Here is a 17,008-nt window from a genome sequence, read left to right as displayed (position 1 = left end):
AATCTAAAACTATATAACATACCTTCTATGCTATTTTTTTAGACCCCTGTTTTCGCAGGGGTGACATTCGAAGGGGCAGCGACACCCTAGGCTATTAAACCGATGTCTTACATCAATACTTGAGGTTAGTTTAAAATAAGTAAAACTTTAGTAATATTTTTATTGTAATTTATTTTTCTATACTCCATATTGGTAGGATCACTAACATAAAGATCAAATGAAAACTAAAAATATTTAAATTTTTGGTTAGTTATTTGTTTTTTCATGAATCAATATCACTTAAATGAGCATTAATGCAAGCTATTATCCGCCTTATATTAACAAACCCGCAGATTAAGTATAAATTTAGGGTCATTTTTTCATACTTTTCTATATTCCTTTTTATGGGGTTTGCTACTTTTGTATCTTTATCGATCAATAAGTTCGTTAGTGATACTATGTCAATTACCATAGCAGAGCCAGAGCTTGAATCTTCAGAAGAACTATCAAATGAAATCTCTCAAGTTATAACAGTCAAAAAAGGTGATACATTAAAGGCAATACTTTTACGGCAACAAATTCCAAATAATGAAATAAAGCAAATCGTAAAACTAGTAAAAGACAAGAATATTGAATCTTCCCTGAAGATAGGACAGCAACTTGTTTTTGATTATGAGATAAACATTACTGAACAAGATAATGAAGATCTTGCTTCTGAATCACGTATATTGAATAAAATAACCATAGCGTATGATAATGTTAAATCTTTAGAAATTATTAGAGAAGAGGAAAGTTTTTATGCGAAAGATGTGACCAAAGTTCTAAATAAATTAATAACCAAATCTTCTGTGGTTATTAATTCAAGTTTTATGTCGGCCTTAAAATCGTTGGGATTATCAAGTAATAGTATAATTGAGCTGATTAACTCGTATAGTTATCAGATTGATTTTCAACGTCAAATTAAAAATGGTGATACGGTAACTGTTATAACCGAAAAATTTGTTACCAAGGAGGGTAAATTTTCTCATCAAGGTAAGGTTTTATATGTATCGCTTAATTTGTCCGGTAAAGAATATAATATTTTTCGGTATTCTCTAGACAATACACCCAATAATCATGATTTCTTTTCTGAAGATGGTAAAAGTGTAAAAAGAAGTTTGCTTAGAACCCCTGTTAAATTAGTTAGAGTTTCTTCTCATTATGGTAATAGACATCATCCTACTTTAGGATATACCAAAATGCACAAAGGTGTTGATTTTGCCGCTCCAACTGGTACGCCGATTTATGCTGCAGGTAATGGGGTGATAACTGAAATAGGATGGAAATCTGGCTACGGAAAATTTATACAGATCAAACATAGTCAAAATCTATCAACTGCTTATGCTCATGCTTCTAATTTTGCTAAAAATCTTAAGCTAGGAAGTATAGTTAAACAAGGTCAAGTTATTGCGTATGTTGGCAGTACTGGTAGAACTACGGGGCCACATTTACATTATGAGGTTAAAATAGGTGGTAAGAACATAAACCCTATGCACGTTAAATCTAGTCCAGGCATAGAGCTTGCTGGCAAGCAATTAGCAAAATTTAAACAATTTAAAAGTAATGTAAGGTCTTTAAGTAGTGAGCTTGATAATAAGTCAGAGATTGCTGAAAATTCAGCAACAAAATTCTTTTGAAATCTTATATCACCCCTGCTTCCCTTTATGTCATTCCCGCGTAGGTAGCGGAATCTAGAATGTCTAAAGCACCCTTCTTGGCTATTTTCTTTAGACCCCTGCTTTCGCAGGGGTGACATAGTGGCTATTAAACCGATGTCTTACATCGAATTAATGGTTCAATTAGTTTATGTTGAAGAGTTTGCTAGTTCATTAGCAGCAATAAGCCGAGAAAAGCAGCTAAGTACTGCAAATAGTAAACATAAGTAAAACAAGGTGAGCCTAAAAATTATGTCATCATTTCTTTCGCAAAAACATAAGAATATAGGTATAGTTGGTTTAGGTAAGACTGGTATAGCTGCTTGGGAAGTACTGAATAAAGTAGCTAAAGTAATTTGCTATGATCAAGTAAGTAGCAGTCGGGATGCTTTTACCAAAATCTATGGGAGTGATAGTCTTGTTAGCTTATCTGATCTGCAGTGGCAAAATCTTGATAAGATTCTACTGAGTCCAGGTATTCCTTTGTCTCATGACATTGTTACAATGGCTAATTCCCATAATATACCGGTAACTTCAGATATAGATCTGTTATTTGAGGAAGTTAGCTTAAGAGAGCCTGATGCAGTTAATTTCATTGGTATAACTGGTACTAATGGTAAGAGTACTACCAGTGCTTTAACCGGTCATATTTTACAATCTTGTGGTTTTGATTATCAAGTTGGAGGAAATATTGGTTTTCCTGTTTTGGCTATGAGCTTAGATAGTAAAGGATATGTATTGGAGCTATCCTCATTCCAATTAGATTTATTAAACAGTTTTAAAGCCAAAATTGTGGTGCTTCTTAATATCACGCAAGATCATTTAGACCGACATAATAATATGCAGGGCTATATTGCTGCTAAAAAAAAGATCTTTGATCGAATGGATAAGGATTCATTTGCTATAATTAGTGTTGATCATGAAATTACCAAGAATATTTTTCTAGAATTACAAAAGGAAAATAGAACAAATGTAGTACCAATCTCTACTTATGAAATTCTTAATAAAGGAATATCAATTTGTAATAATATTATTTATGACAATATTTTTGAACCGATTACTATTAATCTCCATAATAATAACTATCTACAAGGTATACATAATCAAGAAAATATTGCCGCTAGTTATGCAGCTTGTCGAATTATAGAGGCAAGGCCAGAACAAATAATTGCCGCTATCGGGCTATTTAAGGGGTTACCACATAGAATGCAATATGTTGGTACAATACAAGGAATAAGTTTTTATAACGATAGCAAAGCTACCAATAGCATGGCTGCCTCTAAATCTATCTCATCGCTTGATAATATATATTGGTTAGCTGGGGGGATAGCAAAAGAAGGAGGAATAACAGAGCTAGAGCCATGGTTTTATAAAATTCGTAAGGCTTATCTTTTTGGTCAAGACAAAGATATTTTTGCATCATTTCTTAATGGCAAGGTAGATTACCAAATTTGTCAAGATTTAACGGAGGCTTTTAATTCTGCCTTTAAAGATGCAATGGAGGATATGGGGGGTATAAAGAATGTTCTGCTAGCTCCAGCTTGTGCTTCCTATGATCAATTTAAAAATTTTGAGGAACGCGGAGAATTATTTATTAAATTATATAATATTATTGCTAACCATGATCAAAGATAATCATAATAATGAGTTCATCTTACATATAGCATTTAAAAATTGCAGAAAAGTACAAGACGTTATTAGAAGACCACGTGAGTGTAGTGGCAATCCACATTCATTAGATTGCTTCGTCGCTATCGCAACTCTTCGCAATGACGCTAGGCTGTTTTTCCTATGACTTTTAAATTGCCATGGAGGTTATGCGTAAGGTGAGTAATGAATTGTCTAACAACTATATAAAATGGTGGTGGCGTAGTATTGACCAGCAAATGATTATTGCTTTAGTAATCCTATTTGTGTTTAGTATGATGTTGGTTACCACATCAGGATCAGCAGTAGCAAATAGAATTGGACTTAATGAGTATTATTTTGCATCTAGACAATTATTCTACCTGGCTAGTGCTTTGTTACTAATCATTTTTTTTTCTTTTTTTTCAAGAAAATGGTTAAAGAGATTCTCAATTCTAGGATTTATTGGCAGTATATTATTGCTAATTTTAGTTAAATTTTATGGTTATGAAGTTAAGGGGGCTACTCGTTGGATTAATATTCTAGGTCTCTCTATGCAACCTTCAGAATTTGTAAAACCATTTTTTGCAGTGGTGGCAGGCTGGATATTATCGCTGAAATTTGAAGGTGAATTTCCAAGTTTTTCTATCTGCATAAGTCTTTATAGTATCGTTGCTTTATTATTAATTATCCAGCCAGATTTTGGTATGTTAGTGATGGTTACTGCTGTTTTTGGTATTCAACTTTTTATTGCTGGTATGCCGATATTTTGGATTATACTTGCTGCTTTTATGTTGGTATTTGGGGTTACAGCAGCTTACTTTTGGCTTCCTCATGTAACAAAAAGGATTAATAGTTTCTTGGATCCTGATAGTAGTAGTAATTACCAAGTTGGTAAGTCAATCAGGGCGTTTGAGCATGGAGGTTTATACGGTCGTGGTCCTGGTGAAGGGGCGGTAAAACAAGTATTGCCGGATTCGCATACTGATTTTATCTTTGCTGTTGCTGGTGAAGAATTTGGGGCAATTATTTGTTTAATCATTGTAGGGATCTTTGCTTTTATAGTTATTCGTAGTTTACTTAAACTTATTAATGAAGAAGATAAATTTGTTCAATTAGCAGCAAGTGGTATTATTTGCCAAATAGGGTTACAAGCAATCATTAATATTGGTGTAACCTTGAATTTATTGCCAACCAAAGGTATGACGTTACCCTTTATTAGTTATGGTGGTTCTTCAACTCTTGCTATAGCCATTGCTATGGGGATGCTGCTTGGTTTTACCAAACATAAAACCTCTCTTGGTAAATATAAAATTCAAGATATTGACATATGAAGAATATAATTGTTGCTGGTGGTGGTACAGCTGGGCATTTGTTTCCCGCTATTGCTTTAGGTGAAGAATTAATGAAGCGTGGGTATGAGTCGCACCTTATTACCGATGTTAGATGCCAAAAATATTTAACTGAAGATTTAAAACTTATACCACATATAATAAATTTTAGATTGCCACCTAAAGGTTTATTTAATAAGTTTAAATTATTGATTTCTTTATTAATTATAACTTTTAAGATGTTATTGCTATTAGTGAAGATTAAACCATATGCTATAATTGGGTTTGGTGGCTATCCGACTTTTCCTCCATTGCTCGCTGCAGTCTTTTTATGTATTCCTATCATAGTTTATGAACAAAATTGCTTTATTGGTAAAGCTAATAGATTCTTCTTAAAATATGCTAGGAAAGTTGCTCTTACATATGATGAAACTAAAAATTATAATATTCTTGATAAGAATAAGAAGTTGGTTATAGGAAATATAGTACGGGAGAATGTTAAAAACCTGAAAGTTAGGGAAAATTTTAATAATGATACTTTCCGAATATTTATTTTTGGAGGAAGCCAAGGAGCAAAGATTTTTTCTACTTTAGTACCTGAAGCTATTCAGATATTAGTGCAATCAAATCCTGATATTAAACTGCATATTACCCAACAAGCCTCCTTAGAAGATCATGATAATATTGCTAAAATTTATGCTCAGTTAAAAATCCCATATAAATTAGCAGATTTTTTTTATGACATGGATAAGCAATATGAGAGTCAAGAATTAGTAATATCAAGAGCTGGGGCATCAACTATTTCTGAGCTTTGCTATGTAGGATTGCCGGCGATTTTTATTCCACTACCTTCAGCTAGCGAAAATCATCAATTCTATAATGCCAAGGCTCTAGAAGATAGAGGGGCAGGGTGGTGTTTTGAACAAAGTACAATCACAGCAGAAAAATTAGCTAATAAACTCTTAGTGCTAGTAAAAAATCGTGATATATTAAAAAAAACCTCTCATCAGTTATTAAAAAAGAAAAATGATGGTAGTAGGCTTTTAGCTGATGCGGTAGAAAAAATAATAAGCTGACTTTTTAATTCAGTTGAGGGAATTGCTTCTTGCAACTTTAATAATTCTGTGTCATTAATTATGGTTTAGTAAAAAATTATCGGATTGCTTTATGTTAGGGAAAGTTATTATTACAGTTTTGGGATTGTTCCTACTTTCAGGTTGTACTGATGGTTTTAAAGGATATTTTAAAAAATCTGCTAATAATAAAATTATAGATACCAAAGGTTTTGAAGGTGGTAAGCGTCCGCCTCTTTATAATAAGAAGTATATATCAATGGCAAAAAGGAACGTCACGGAAGAAAATTTTGATGACGATGAGGAAGATTTACTTAGTGAATCTGATACGGAAACAATTAATCCAACTTTAAGAAATCGTCAGATGTATCTTAAGATGGTAAAACAGGATGCAGATCGCAAAAGAAGGCAGAAGTTAAATCAAGATAAAGATTATCCTTCATTGAACTTAGCAAGTGATAGAGTAAAAAAGCGAAATAGTGATGAGGAAAACAGTAAGTTGCACAAAGAGTTAGAGCAAATTAAAGCTATGCTGCATGAAACTAAAAAAGATTTAGAAAAGTATAGTTGTCCTGCGGGGAAAAATGTTAAAACACAAAGTGCTGATATGTTACCAATAGAAACAGATAGTCATAAAAACATTAAAAAATTAGAAACTAATAAAACTAAGAGTGTACTCAATAAATCAGAAATGAAAAGAAAATTTCTTAGTGAAGATTATGATGATATGAAGGTAAATGATCCTAATGGGAAAGTTGGTAAAAACGACACTAATAATAGAGTGAATAGTACTATTGTTAATGAACAAGAGAAATTCCAGTTATCGCCTCGTGCGATATAAACACAGAATACCACAACGTCTATTAGCGAGCGTAAGCGAAGCAATCTAGGAAACAATATATAGATAAATGATGTTACAATTGCTTCGTCGACCTACGGTCTCTTTGCAATGACATATTTTTTAATAATTCTAAAAAACTTGATTATCGAGTTTTATATTTTTTTGCCAAAGGTTCATAGGTGTTATAGTCAATTTATGAGAATTTGATGCTAGGAACGATGGAGCAACGCCTATAGATAATAGGCGAGCGATCGAAAACGATGTTACCAAATTCTCATCAATTGACTATACGCTGTCCATAAATTAAAAACTCCTGATTGCCTTTTGCCCCTAAAATAGGGCTGGGTATTATCCCGTGTATATTAAAGTTATGGTTTGATTCTAGCCATTGTTGAATATGGTCACATACTCTTTGGTGTAAGAGTTGGCTTCTGACAATTCCACCGCTCCCGACTTCATCCCTTGCTACTTCGAATTGCGGTTTAATTAGGGCAACTAGACTACAATTATCTTTTGCTAAGCTAAATGAAGTGGGTAATATAGTGGTAAGACTAATGAAGCTGGCATCACAAACGATAAGGTCTAGTGGTAAGCTAATTTGCTCAACTGTTAGATAGCGGGCATTAGTTCTTTCAATTACTGCAATTTTAGGATTATTACGCAATTTATAATGTAGTTCACCATATCCTACATCTACTGCAAAAATCTTTTTGGCATTTCTACGGAGTAAAACCTCAGTAAAACCACCAGTGCTAGAACCTATATCTAAACAAACTAAATCTTGTGGATCAATATTGAAATAGTCTAGAGCAGCAATTAATTTCAAAGCCCCTCGTGATACATAATCATGTACTGGGTGTTTTATAGTAATATCAGGAGTATTAGTCAATATTCTTGTACCTGGTTTGGTATTTTGGTACTGGTTGATATATACTTTGCCTTGTACTATTAAGCTTCGTGCAATGTTAATATCATCAACTAATTTGGATTCTACTAGATATTGGTCAAGTCTTATTTTTTTCATAAATCTTCATAGCAACTTAAACCTGAGTTCAATGTAATAGGTTTGATGTCATCCCCGTACAGGCTTTACCCGTGTGGATCACTAGTATACTCGGTGAACTGCAAGAATTGGCGTTCTCGCGACCAAATATCTGTGCTGCTCACGTACTAGTTGTACGTGAAGGTAGCCGACACTCGTACTCCGAGTAGCAATTTAGTTTTGGGAAACTGTTTAGATTATACCCCTACCATCTGTACAATTTCCGTTTAAAAAAATACCAAGAATAATAAAGTACAAAAGTTCCAACAACACTATATGTAGAAAATAGAAAACCCTGCCCATCATAGAGTCCATGGGATATATAAGAAGATAAAGCTCCAGAATAAATGCCAATAGCACACATGGTGAAATATATTGCCAGTGCGGTTCTCAAATCTTGTGCTTCAAATTTACCGGATAATATTAATATATTACAAATAAAAATAGCACATAAACATACACCAATTATAGAAAGGAGATAGATGTTACCTATTAAAGTGACTCCATAATATGGTAAAAGAATAAAACTGGCTAGGAGGATAATTATCAATATTAAGTTCGCAAGATATTTATTGATTATTTTTAATGATAAAATAACAGGTGATATCAAGAAAAATATACTTATAAGAGTATAATGAGTAATAGAGTCTATCTTTGATACAGGAAAGTGTTTCTCTAAGGCAAATTCTTCATAATACCACAATATATCAAAAGTAATATAAGATACCATAAAGCCTGTTAGTATCTGTAATTCTATATTCTCAATTAAGAATGAAAATCTAGAAACTAAAGTTGTATTTTTATTAATATTCTCTCTTTGTAAGCAAGTTATAATAATGAAGCTATAAAGTAACGTGCATAATAATAACCCATTTATAGCTGATTCTAGAAATACAGTTAGTAAATCAACGGTAAACTGTCCAGCTATCCATAACAAAGAAAAGATAATAAGAGCAAAATATTTATAATATTTATAGTTATTGGTTAACTCTACTATTTTGATGATAGTTGTGGTTATGTAAGTGTAGTAGGCAGATGCCATTACAATAAAATTGATTTTAAGAATGGTGTAATCCTTAATCATAATTAGGTTTAATATGCCTATTATAAGTAAGATTAAGCTAATAATAGTAGTTTTGTTATCGCTGATTTTGTTAATTAATGGGGTTAAGAATAAACCAGCTATTATATAACCTAACATTTCGATTGATTCAATATGGTCTAGTTGTTCCCCAGATAAGCCTTTACTTAGCAGAAAACTTGGCATTATAAGTGCATTGATGTAAGTGATGCATGCAAAAAGAAATACGCTAAGAAACAATAGCAAAACTGTTTTTAAATGATTATTTTGGGTCATAAATAATTGTTTGCTAAACTAGATTACATCGTATATAAATTTTATTAGTTGAGAGGCGTTTAAGAGATTTTGATATAACTAAAAGTACATTATATCACTCATTATGATTTGTCTAATTAATTTGTTATTTTGACCATTAATAAAATATTAGACTTCTTGCAGAATTCGCTGCTGCTCCGGAATTTATAGGAGACACGGAACGGAAAACCGCAGCGTACTCTAGTGTACGTGAGGATTTGAGTACCGGATTGACGTATAAATTACCAACAGAAGTAGAATTATGCAAGAAGTCTATTATATAACCAAGTAGGTATAATAGTTCTCGATGTCATCCCCGCTTCATTGCAGAATCCAAAAAACAGCCTGAATGACTGTTAGGTATCATGGATTCCCGCTTTTAGCTAGGAATGATCAATGGCATAGTAATGTTATATCGAATTTAGGTTAAGTAGAGTTATTTGTTAGGTTAATGTACTTGTTAAATGTTTTCTCATAAAAACTTAATATTAAGTTTTAAATTTGTTATAATATTCTCTAATATTGCTAAATGTTACAGAGTTTAGAGATATACCTAGAAATTTACGAGTAAAAAATTAATGAGTAAAAAAATTATAGTTGATGCTAACTTCCCTAATGAAACAAGGGTGGTTTTACTGAATCATAGTAACAATATCGAGGATATTGAATATGAAACAGCCATAAAACAACAAATCAAAGGTAATATATATCTTGCAAAAGTTATAAGAGTTGAACCAGCGTTGCAGGCTGCCTTTATAGATTATGGTCCGGACAAAAGCGGATTCTTGCCTTTCAATGAAATTCATCCATATTATTATAATGTACCAGTATCTGATCTTAAATCTTTGACTTCTATAAATAAATTACAAGAAATTTCTCTTTTAGATATTATCCAAGATGATTTTGTAGAATCTGAAGCAAAGAGGGATTATAATCCGATAATAGATAGTGAAGAAATTGATTTAAATGCCATAGAAAGATTAGTGGACGAAAAAATTCAGGTAGAATTTAATTTGGATGTCTTAGATAATGATATTGAAACAATAAGTGTAGACAAAAGTGATAGAGAGGAAGACAATAAACAAAAGCAATACAAAATTCAAGAAGTAATAAAAAAAGGACAAGTTATGCTTGTTCAAGTTACAAAAGAGGAAAGAGCTAATAAAGGTGCATCATTTACAACCTTTATATCTCTTGCGGGAAAGTATTGCGTTCTGATGGCTAATACTCCATTGCAGAATGGTGTATCGCGGAAGATATCCAATGCTGATGAGCGAAAAAGGCTTAAGAATATAGTCAGTAAAATAACTGCAAATAATAACAGTAGTGGGTCAAGTATCATAATTCGTACAGCTGGTGCTGGCTGTACTACTTTAGACATAAAAAGAGATTATGATTATTTAGCAAGATTATGGAATAAAATTAGGGAGAATACTCTTAAATCTGTAGCTCCCTGTTTTATACATGAAGAAGATGGTCTAATTCAAAAAGTCATAAGAGATATGTGTGATCCTACTGTTAAAGAGTTGATAATACAAGGTAGTGGGGCTTATCAAAATGCTGTGAAATTCATGAAGGATATATTACCTATTGATTTGGCTAAGCTCAAAGAATACAAAAATAAGATGCCAATTTTTACAAAATTTGCTGTTGAGGAACAACTAGCAAAACTATACCAACCAGTTGTTGCTTTAGCTTCTGGTGGTTATATAGTGATAAATCCAACAGAAGCACTTATTTCAATTGATGTTAATTCAGGAAAAGCAACTTCTGAAAAAAATATTGAAGAAACGGCATTAAAAACCAACTTAGAAGCTGCTAGAGAAATTGCTAGGCAAATTAAATTAAGAGATTTATCAGGCTTAGTGGTTATTGATTTTATCGATATGTATGAGGCTAGAAATCGTAGGATTGTCGAGAGGTCTTTTAAGGAATTTCTAAGTAGAGATCGTGCAAGAATTCAAACTGCTCATATTAGTCAATTTGGTTTGCTTGAGATGTCTCGTCAAAGATTAAGCCCCTCATTTTTGGAATCAAATTCATCGATTTGTTCATATTGTAATGGTAAGGGTCTTGTTAGGGCAGATGAGTCAAATGCTATGTTGATTCTACGTACGGTAGAAAATGAAATTTTTAATGAAAATATTGATTTGGTAAATATTTTTGCTAATATTCATTCAGTTATCTATTTACTGAATAATAAACGTTCAGAAATATCTCTAATTGAAGAAAAATATAATTTAAAGTTAAAATTCCACGTTGATCCTTCTGCCACTTCTGATAATTATTCAATTGAAAAAATAAAATTATCAAAGAAATCTAGCCATACAGAAGCTGGTAATAAGCCATTAATTCAGAATCAGTCCTCTAATTATCAAGAAGAAAAGAGTATTAAAGAGACTCCTGCTCATAACAAGAAGAAGCAAAAATGGAAAATGCCTGATAAATTAGAATCTAGTAGTGAATCAAATAAGGGTATGGAAAAAATTGATAAAGAGGTAATTGATTCTATTCAAGAAACTAATAAACCAGTAGTGGTAAATGAATCGGTTAACGGAGTCAATGACCTTGACACCAATAAGTCAAACCGTAAATATATTGAGAAAAAATCAAATTATTCTCGCCCCTCTAGAGTACGTAACTATAATAAACGTAAGGTAGATGACAATGATAGTGGACAATCTCAGGAGGTAGCTAATAGTTGAAAATGGTAAATACAATATGGTGCGTTCAAATTTATTAGTAGCTCTTGCTTACTTATTTTTATTTACCTCTTGTAGTTTAAAACCTATATATAGTAATAAATATAGCACGCAGGAATTAAGCCAATTAAGTAGCATTGAAATTGAACCAATAGCATCTATTGAAGGTGCAGAATTTTGTTACTATTTGTCGAGTATTTTACCAAGCTCTACAACAGCCACAACAAAGTATTTATTAAAGGTAAAATTTACCAACAAACATTTACCACTTATTCTTCAAAAGAATTCTGATGTGTTAAGAGAAGCAATCAGTCAAACTATTCAATATAGGTTAGTTGATATTGTTACTAATCGAGAAGTGACAACAGGAACATTTAGTCATATAACCTCTTATAGTACAGCTGCTTTACCATATCATAGCTATATAGATGAAGAGGTAGCATTGAAAGACCTTACAAAACGAGGAGCAGATGAAATCCTAGCAAGATTAATTTTATATTTTAAGAGAGTGCCTACGAACTGAATAATTTTTGAGGAATTTTTAGGAAAAATGTAGCTTAGTACCGCAAGCAGTACGCAAATGTACGTGAGGAACGGAAGCAAATTTTGACGACAAAATTACCAAAAAGAATCAGTTTGTTTTAACAAAAATAGAATTAAAGATGAAGCTTTATCTATCACAAATCATTCAGCTACTTGATAAGGTAGAAAATGGACAAATTAAGGCTCTGTTGCTTTATGGTCCAGATAAAGGGTACATTGATAAAATTTGTAAGACTTTAGTGAAGAAATTTGACTTACTAAAAACCTCTATAGAATATTCTGAAATTAAAAATCGATCGCTCGAGACGTTAGTTAATACCCAAAATTTCTTTATGCAAAAACAATTGATTATAGTAAGGTCAGTTGGCGAGTCTATAGATAAATCTTTAAAACTGGCTCTTAGTAAAGACTCATTGCATTTCTTAGTTTTTATTGCTGATGAATTATCAGCTGCTTCTAGTATACGTAAGTTTTTTGAAACTGAAACTTATCTAGCTTCTCTAGCTTGCTATCACGATGATGAACACAAAATTACTAAGATAATTTTACAAAAATGTAACAGTGTTGGTAAGGTTATAAGTGAAGATACTGTTAACTATTTAACAGATCGTTTAAAAGGTGACCATCAAACACTAGTTAATGAAATCAATAAGTTAATATATTTTACATTTGATAAAGATCAAATCACCCTGGATGATGCACTAGCTGTAGTTAGTGATGATTTTACAGGGAATGGGGATGATTTATGCGTTTATTTCTCCTCAGGAAATCTTGATAATTTTTTACAAGAATTCACCAAACTAAAACAACAAAATATTAATGAAGTGCTAATTATCAGAGCATTAATTAGGTATTATCTAAATCTATACACCGTATTGAATAAATTAGCAATGGGTGTTAATATAGATATGGCTATAAAATCACTATCTCCACCAATTTTCTATAAATATGTGCCAAGTTTTAAGCAAGCTCTAAATAAGGTTAACTTAGAAGATTGCATTAAAACATTGAAACATTTAGAGCAAGCAGAAATTGATTATAAGCTAAATCCAGCCGGCTTTGATATATATCAACAAGTTTATGTTAAAACATACTAATTAGAGATAATTATGCATAAAGCAAATTTTTAAGTAATCTTTTAGTTACATTGCCAAGAAAATAAGTAAAATTATATAATATATTCTCAAAATATGACGATAAATCTATATGAAAACTACCTTACCTAGCCGTTCTATGATAATTCAAGAAAAGCTTGATAAGATTGTAAAAGAAATCTTAGCAGTTGGAAAAGATAAGATTGCGATGATTATTTTATTTGGCTCTTACGCTAGAGGAGATTGGGTACAAGATGAGTATAAAAAAGGACACATTACTTATAGTTATCAAAGTGATCTCGATCTTATGTTGGTGATGAAGAAAGGCAAACATGCCGGTCTTGCCGGCTTATCCATAGAAGATAAAATAGAAAAAAGGTTGGAAAAAAAATCATTAAGAAGTCCTTTTGAGTTATGGGTAACTTTAGTGCTAGAATCAATCAAGACGGTAAATAGTCAGTTAGAGAAGGGGCATTATTTCTTTTCTGATATAAAAAAAGAAGGAATTCTTTTATATGATAGTGGTGAGTTTCAGCTAGCGGAAGCTAAAAACTTACCATGGGAAGAAAGAAGACAAATAGCTAAAGAGGATTATGAATACTGGTTTGTAAGAGGCACAGGTTTTTTCATTGATTGTAAATATCCATTAAAAAGGGAAGATTATGCTTTATCAGCTTTTTACCTTCACCAAACTACCGAAAGTTTTTATAATGCTATCCTGTTAGTTTTTTCCGGTTATAAACCGAAACTACACGATATAAGAAAATTAGGTAGTATAGCCGGAAATTACAATGAAGAATTATGGCAGATATTTCCTAATTCTAGCGTTGAGCAAAGGCAATGTTTTAGATTACTTGAACAGGCTTATATTGAAGCTCGCTATAACAAAGATTATAAGATAACTAAAGAACAGCTACTTTACCTTATTGATCGAGTTAAAAAATTAAAAACAGTGACGGAAAAAATTTGCTTGGAAAGGATTAATGGAAAAGAAGTAACGTGATTTGGCTTAATCATGAAGATTGCCACAGTGCCTAACGGTGCTTCGCAATGACGATTTTTTAACTTTCAACAGTTGTGGACATCACCCTTAGAACCTAGGTGATGCACACAAAATTCTTCAACGTCATTGCGAGGAGGCATGAGCCGACGAAGCAATCCACAAAAAATATAATAAGTAATTTGGATTGCCGCGTCGCCACTAAAGTGGCTCCTCGCAATGACGGTTTTTTAATTTTCAACAGTTGTGAGATTGCCACGTCGGCGATTTCATCGTCTCCTCGCAATGACGTTTTTTTTTGCTAAAACCTTTCCGGTTTAACTATAATAAAATTTTATGCTAATAATACTTAGTGGAGATTAATAATTGTGATATATAATAGTATTATATGAGGTACTAAATGACAAAACAAGAGAAAATTCGGGAGAAAAAAGAAGAAATTCTGCAAAAAAAAGATGAAATTCAACAAAAAGCAGATGATATTATAACAAAAATTGATCATATTTTTAATGATCCTAACAAGTTTAGTAATAGTAAAGAAAGAAAGGAAGTAAAACAACATATAATTTCAGCATTAACGAGTGCTTTTTATTTTTATAAAGAAAGCTCAGCTAGAAAGATATATGAAGTAAGTTTACAAGAAATATTAAATACTAGTCCTGAGCTAAAGCCAGTAATTGCAGATATAGCTGAATTTGTGCTGCAAGAATGTCCTGATAATATGCTAGAAGAAAGAAAATTTTGGCTAGAAGATGTCAACAAAGAAATATTACAGGGAATTTTTAAGGATGAATTGATTGCAATTAAAGAGATAGTTGATCCATTGATTAAGGTCGCTAATAGTAATAATATAGCTAAAACTATTGGACAAGATAATGCAAAAGAGTTACAAAAACATGTGAAATTAATGGCAGAACAATTTAATAAGGATAATATTAAAGGTGTTGAAGGAACATTAATGAATATAAGCAAGTGGAGCAATCAGAAACAACAAGAATTAGAAAATCAATTAAAATTAGAGCAAAAACAAGAGAAAGAAATAGAACAAACAATAATTGGGCAAAAAAAAGAAAGTCAAAGATTGAAACAGTTGGCTTTTGCAAAATTTGGGACAACAATTAAATCCGCTTTGGCTTTTATATCAGATGTGATAACTAACAAGGATGCTAATGAAAGCAAAAAAACATTTAAGGATAACATGAAAGAACTATTGGACGTTAAAAATAGTTCTAAACTAATTGATAAGGATATAGATAAGCAATTAAAATTACAGCAAAAAATTAAACGAAATATAAATTTGGATCAAGAAAGCTCTAAATTATTTAGTAAATTTAGCAAAATGGTAAAGGTGAGTTCTAGTACTATAGATGATTTAAAACCAGGTATAATAGCACACCCACAAACAAAAGGTAAAAACAACTCTGCACAAAGGTAAGAACATAGATATGTACCCAACAATAAGATTAAGAAGAAATAGAAAAACGCGGTGGCTAAGAGAATTAGTAGCAGAGAATAGGCTTAGCGTAAATGATTTGGTGCTAGCATTATTTGTGGTTGAGGGCAAGAACCAGCGTCAAGAGATCAAAACTATGCCTGGCGTATATAGATTATCTATTGATCAAGTAGTATTGACGGCTAGGCAGGCTTATGAAAATGGCATAAATGCTATAATACTCTTCCCTTGTATAGATGCAAAATTAAAAAGCGATAATGCTGATGAAGCATATAATCTAGACAATTTAATGTGTAGAACTATACGAAGTATAAAAAATGCCAATATCGATATTGGTATAATATGCGATGTTGCCCTAGATCCCTACACTACCCATGCACATGATGGTATTCTACATAATGGGGATGTAGATAATGATAGAACTGTTGAAGCTTTGTGCAACCAAGCTTTAGTTTTAGCAAAAGCTGGGGTAGATATTGTAGCCCCATCTGATATGATGGATGGTAGGATTATGGGCATACGTCAAATACTAGATTCAGAAGGGTTTATTAACGTTAATATACTATCTTATGCGGCAAAATATGCTTCAAGTTTTTATGCCCCATTCAGAGATGCATTGAACAATAATAAGACAGCTTATCTAAATAAAGCGACCTATCAAATGGATGTACGTAATAGCAGAGAAGCTATGTTAGAGATAGAACATGATCTTGCTGAAGGCGCAGATATGATTATGATTAAACCTGGTATGATGTTTTTGGACGTCATAGCACAAGCGGCCAATAACTTTAATACTACTATATTTGCCTATCAGGTAAGTGGTGAATATTCTATGTTAAGATTTGCGGCAGATGCCAATGCCTTAAATTGGCAAGCAAGCATAATAGAATCATTGGTATGTTTTAAGCGTGCTGGTGCTAGTAGCATTGTTACATACGCTGCATTAGAAGTAGCACAAATATTGAATGATCAATAAATGGGAAGCAGGGTACAATTGTTGAAAGTTAAAAATCGTCTGTTAGCGGAGTGCTGTTGTAAGGCTTAAACCGTCATTGCGAGCCACAAAGTGGCACAACTGTTGAAAGTTAAAAAGTCGTCATTGCGAGAAGCCGCTGCAAGCGGCGACGTGGCAATCCATGAAGCTTGTCATATAGATAGATTGCTTCGCTTACGCTCGCAATGACGCTGTGGTATAGGTATTTGTAAACTTTCAACAGTTATGGGATTGCCACGCTCACGTACGTTCGCTCGCTAA

Annotated in this window: 14 protein-coding genes; 12 read left to right on the top strand and 2 right to left on the bottom strand. The window is 32.3% G+C overall.

The genetic code is table 11. The features are described from left to right. Positions 1-293: 293 nt before the first annotated feature. From AAGD45_RS07605 to AAGD45_RS07580, 6 genes are all read left to right on the top strand, one after another. Positions 294-1,655 (top strand): M23 family metallopeptidase, encoded by a 1,362-nt coding sequence (locus AAGD45_RS07605; protein WP_341761299.1) that lies wholly within the window; start codon positions 294-296, stop codon positions 1,653-1,655. A 120-nt stretch (positions 1,656-1,775) separates the two neighbouring features. After that, positions 1,776-1,904, top strand: coding sequence for a hypothetical protein (locus tag AAGD45_RS07600; RefSeq protein WP_341761298.1), 129 nt, complete (start codon positions 1,776-1,778; stop codon positions 1,902-1,904). 21 nt (positions 1,905-1,925) lie between these two features. After that, on the top strand, positions 1,926-3,308 hold the full coding sequence (gene murD, locus AAGD45_RS07595) for a UDP-N-acetylmuramoyl-L-alanine--D-glutamate ligase (protein ID WP_341761297.1): 1,383 nt from the start codon (positions 1,926-1,928) through the stop codon (positions 3,306-3,308). Between the two features lie 191 nt (positions 3,309-3,499). Next, positions 3,500-4,633 (top strand): putative lipid II flippase FtsW, encoded by a 1,134-nt coding sequence (gene ftsW, locus AAGD45_RS07590; RefSeq protein WP_341761296.1) that lies wholly within the window; start codon positions 3,500-3,502, stop codon positions 4,631-4,633. Next, positions 4,630-5,706: an undecaprenyldiphospho-muramoylpentapeptide beta-N-acetylglucosaminyltransferase gene (gene murG, locus AAGD45_RS07585; RefSeq protein WP_341761295.1), complete on the top strand. Its 1,077-nt coding sequence runs from the start codon at positions 4,630-4,632 to the stop codon at positions 5,704-5,706. The genes ftsW and murG overlap by 4 nt, the downstream gene beginning before the upstream one ends. Positions 5,707-5,797: 91 nt before the next feature. Continuing rightward, on the top strand, positions 5,798-6,544 hold the full coding sequence (locus AAGD45_RS07580) for a hypothetical protein (protein ID WP_341761294.1): 747 nt from the start codon (positions 5,798-5,800) through the stop codon (positions 6,542-6,544). A gap of 277 nt (positions 6,545-6,821) precedes the next feature. Here AAGD45_RS07580 and AAGD45_RS07575 read toward each other — a convergent pair whose 3' ends face one another. Both AAGD45_RS07575 and AAGD45_RS07570 read right to left on the bottom strand, forming a co-directional pair. Then, a complete protein-coding gene (locus AAGD45_RS07575; protein ID WP_341761293.1) occupies positions 6,822-7,568 on the bottom strand; it encodes a TlyA family RNA methyltransferase in 747 nt (248 codons plus the stop codon). 223 nt (positions 7,569-7,791) lie between these two features. Continuing rightward, positions 7,792-8,943, bottom strand: a complete 1,152-nt coding sequence (locus AAGD45_RS07570) for a hypothetical protein (RefSeq protein WP_341761292.1) — start codon at positions 8,941-8,943, stop codon at positions 7,792-7,794. A gap of 596 nt (positions 8,944-9,539) precedes the next feature. On the opposite strand from AAGD45_RS07570, the gene AAGD45_RS07560 reads away from it, so the two are divergent. The 6 genes from AAGD45_RS07560 (at position 9,540) to hemB (ending at position 16,729) form a co-directional block, all read left to right on the top strand. After that, positions 9,540-11,666 carry an Rne/Rng family ribonuclease gene (locus tag AAGD45_RS07560; protein ID WP_341761291.1) on the top strand — a complete coding sequence of 709 codons (2,127 nt, stop codon included), beginning with the start codon at positions 9,540-9,542 and terminating at the stop codon, positions 11,664-11,666. Between the two features lie 16 nt (positions 11,667-11,682). Continuing rightward, entirely contained in the window at positions 11,683-12,186 is a 504-nt protein-coding gene (locus AAGD45_RS07555) for a hypothetical protein (protein WP_341761290.1), read from the top strand. 139 nt (positions 12,187-12,325) lie between these two features. After that, positions 12,326-13,303 (top strand): DNA polymerase III subunit delta, encoded by a 978-nt coding sequence (holA, locus tag AAGD45_RS07550; RefSeq protein WP_341761289.1) that lies wholly within the window; start codon positions 12,326-12,328, stop codon positions 13,301-13,303. Positions 13,304-13,412: 109 nt separating this feature from the next. Then, entirely contained in the window at positions 13,413-14,303 is an 891-nt protein-coding gene (locus tag AAGD45_RS07545) for a HEPN domain-containing protein (RefSeq protein WP_341761288.1), read from the top strand. Positions 14,304-14,700: 397 nt separating this feature from the next. Next, positions 14,701-15,735 (top strand): hypothetical protein, encoded by a 1,035-nt coding sequence (locus AAGD45_RS07540; RefSeq protein WP_341761287.1) that lies wholly within the window; start codon positions 14,701-14,703, stop codon positions 15,733-15,735. A 10-nt stretch (positions 15,736-15,745) separates the two neighbouring features. Continuing rightward, positions 15,746-16,729 carry a porphobilinogen synthase gene (gene hemB, locus AAGD45_RS07535; protein ID WP_341761286.1) on the top strand — a complete coding sequence of 328 codons (984 nt, stop codon included), beginning with the start codon at positions 15,746-15,748 and terminating at the stop codon, positions 16,727-16,729. Positions 16,730-17,008: the final 279 nt, after the last annotated feature.

It is taken from the genome of Candidatus Tisiphia endosymbiont of Thecophora atra (genome assembly GCF_964026395.1).
GTDB lineage: Bacteria > Pseudomonadota > Alphaproteobacteria > Rickettsiales > Rickettsiaceae > Tisiphia.
Note: the sequence above shows the minus strand (reverse complement) of the source record. Positions and strands in the feature narration are given on the sequence as shown.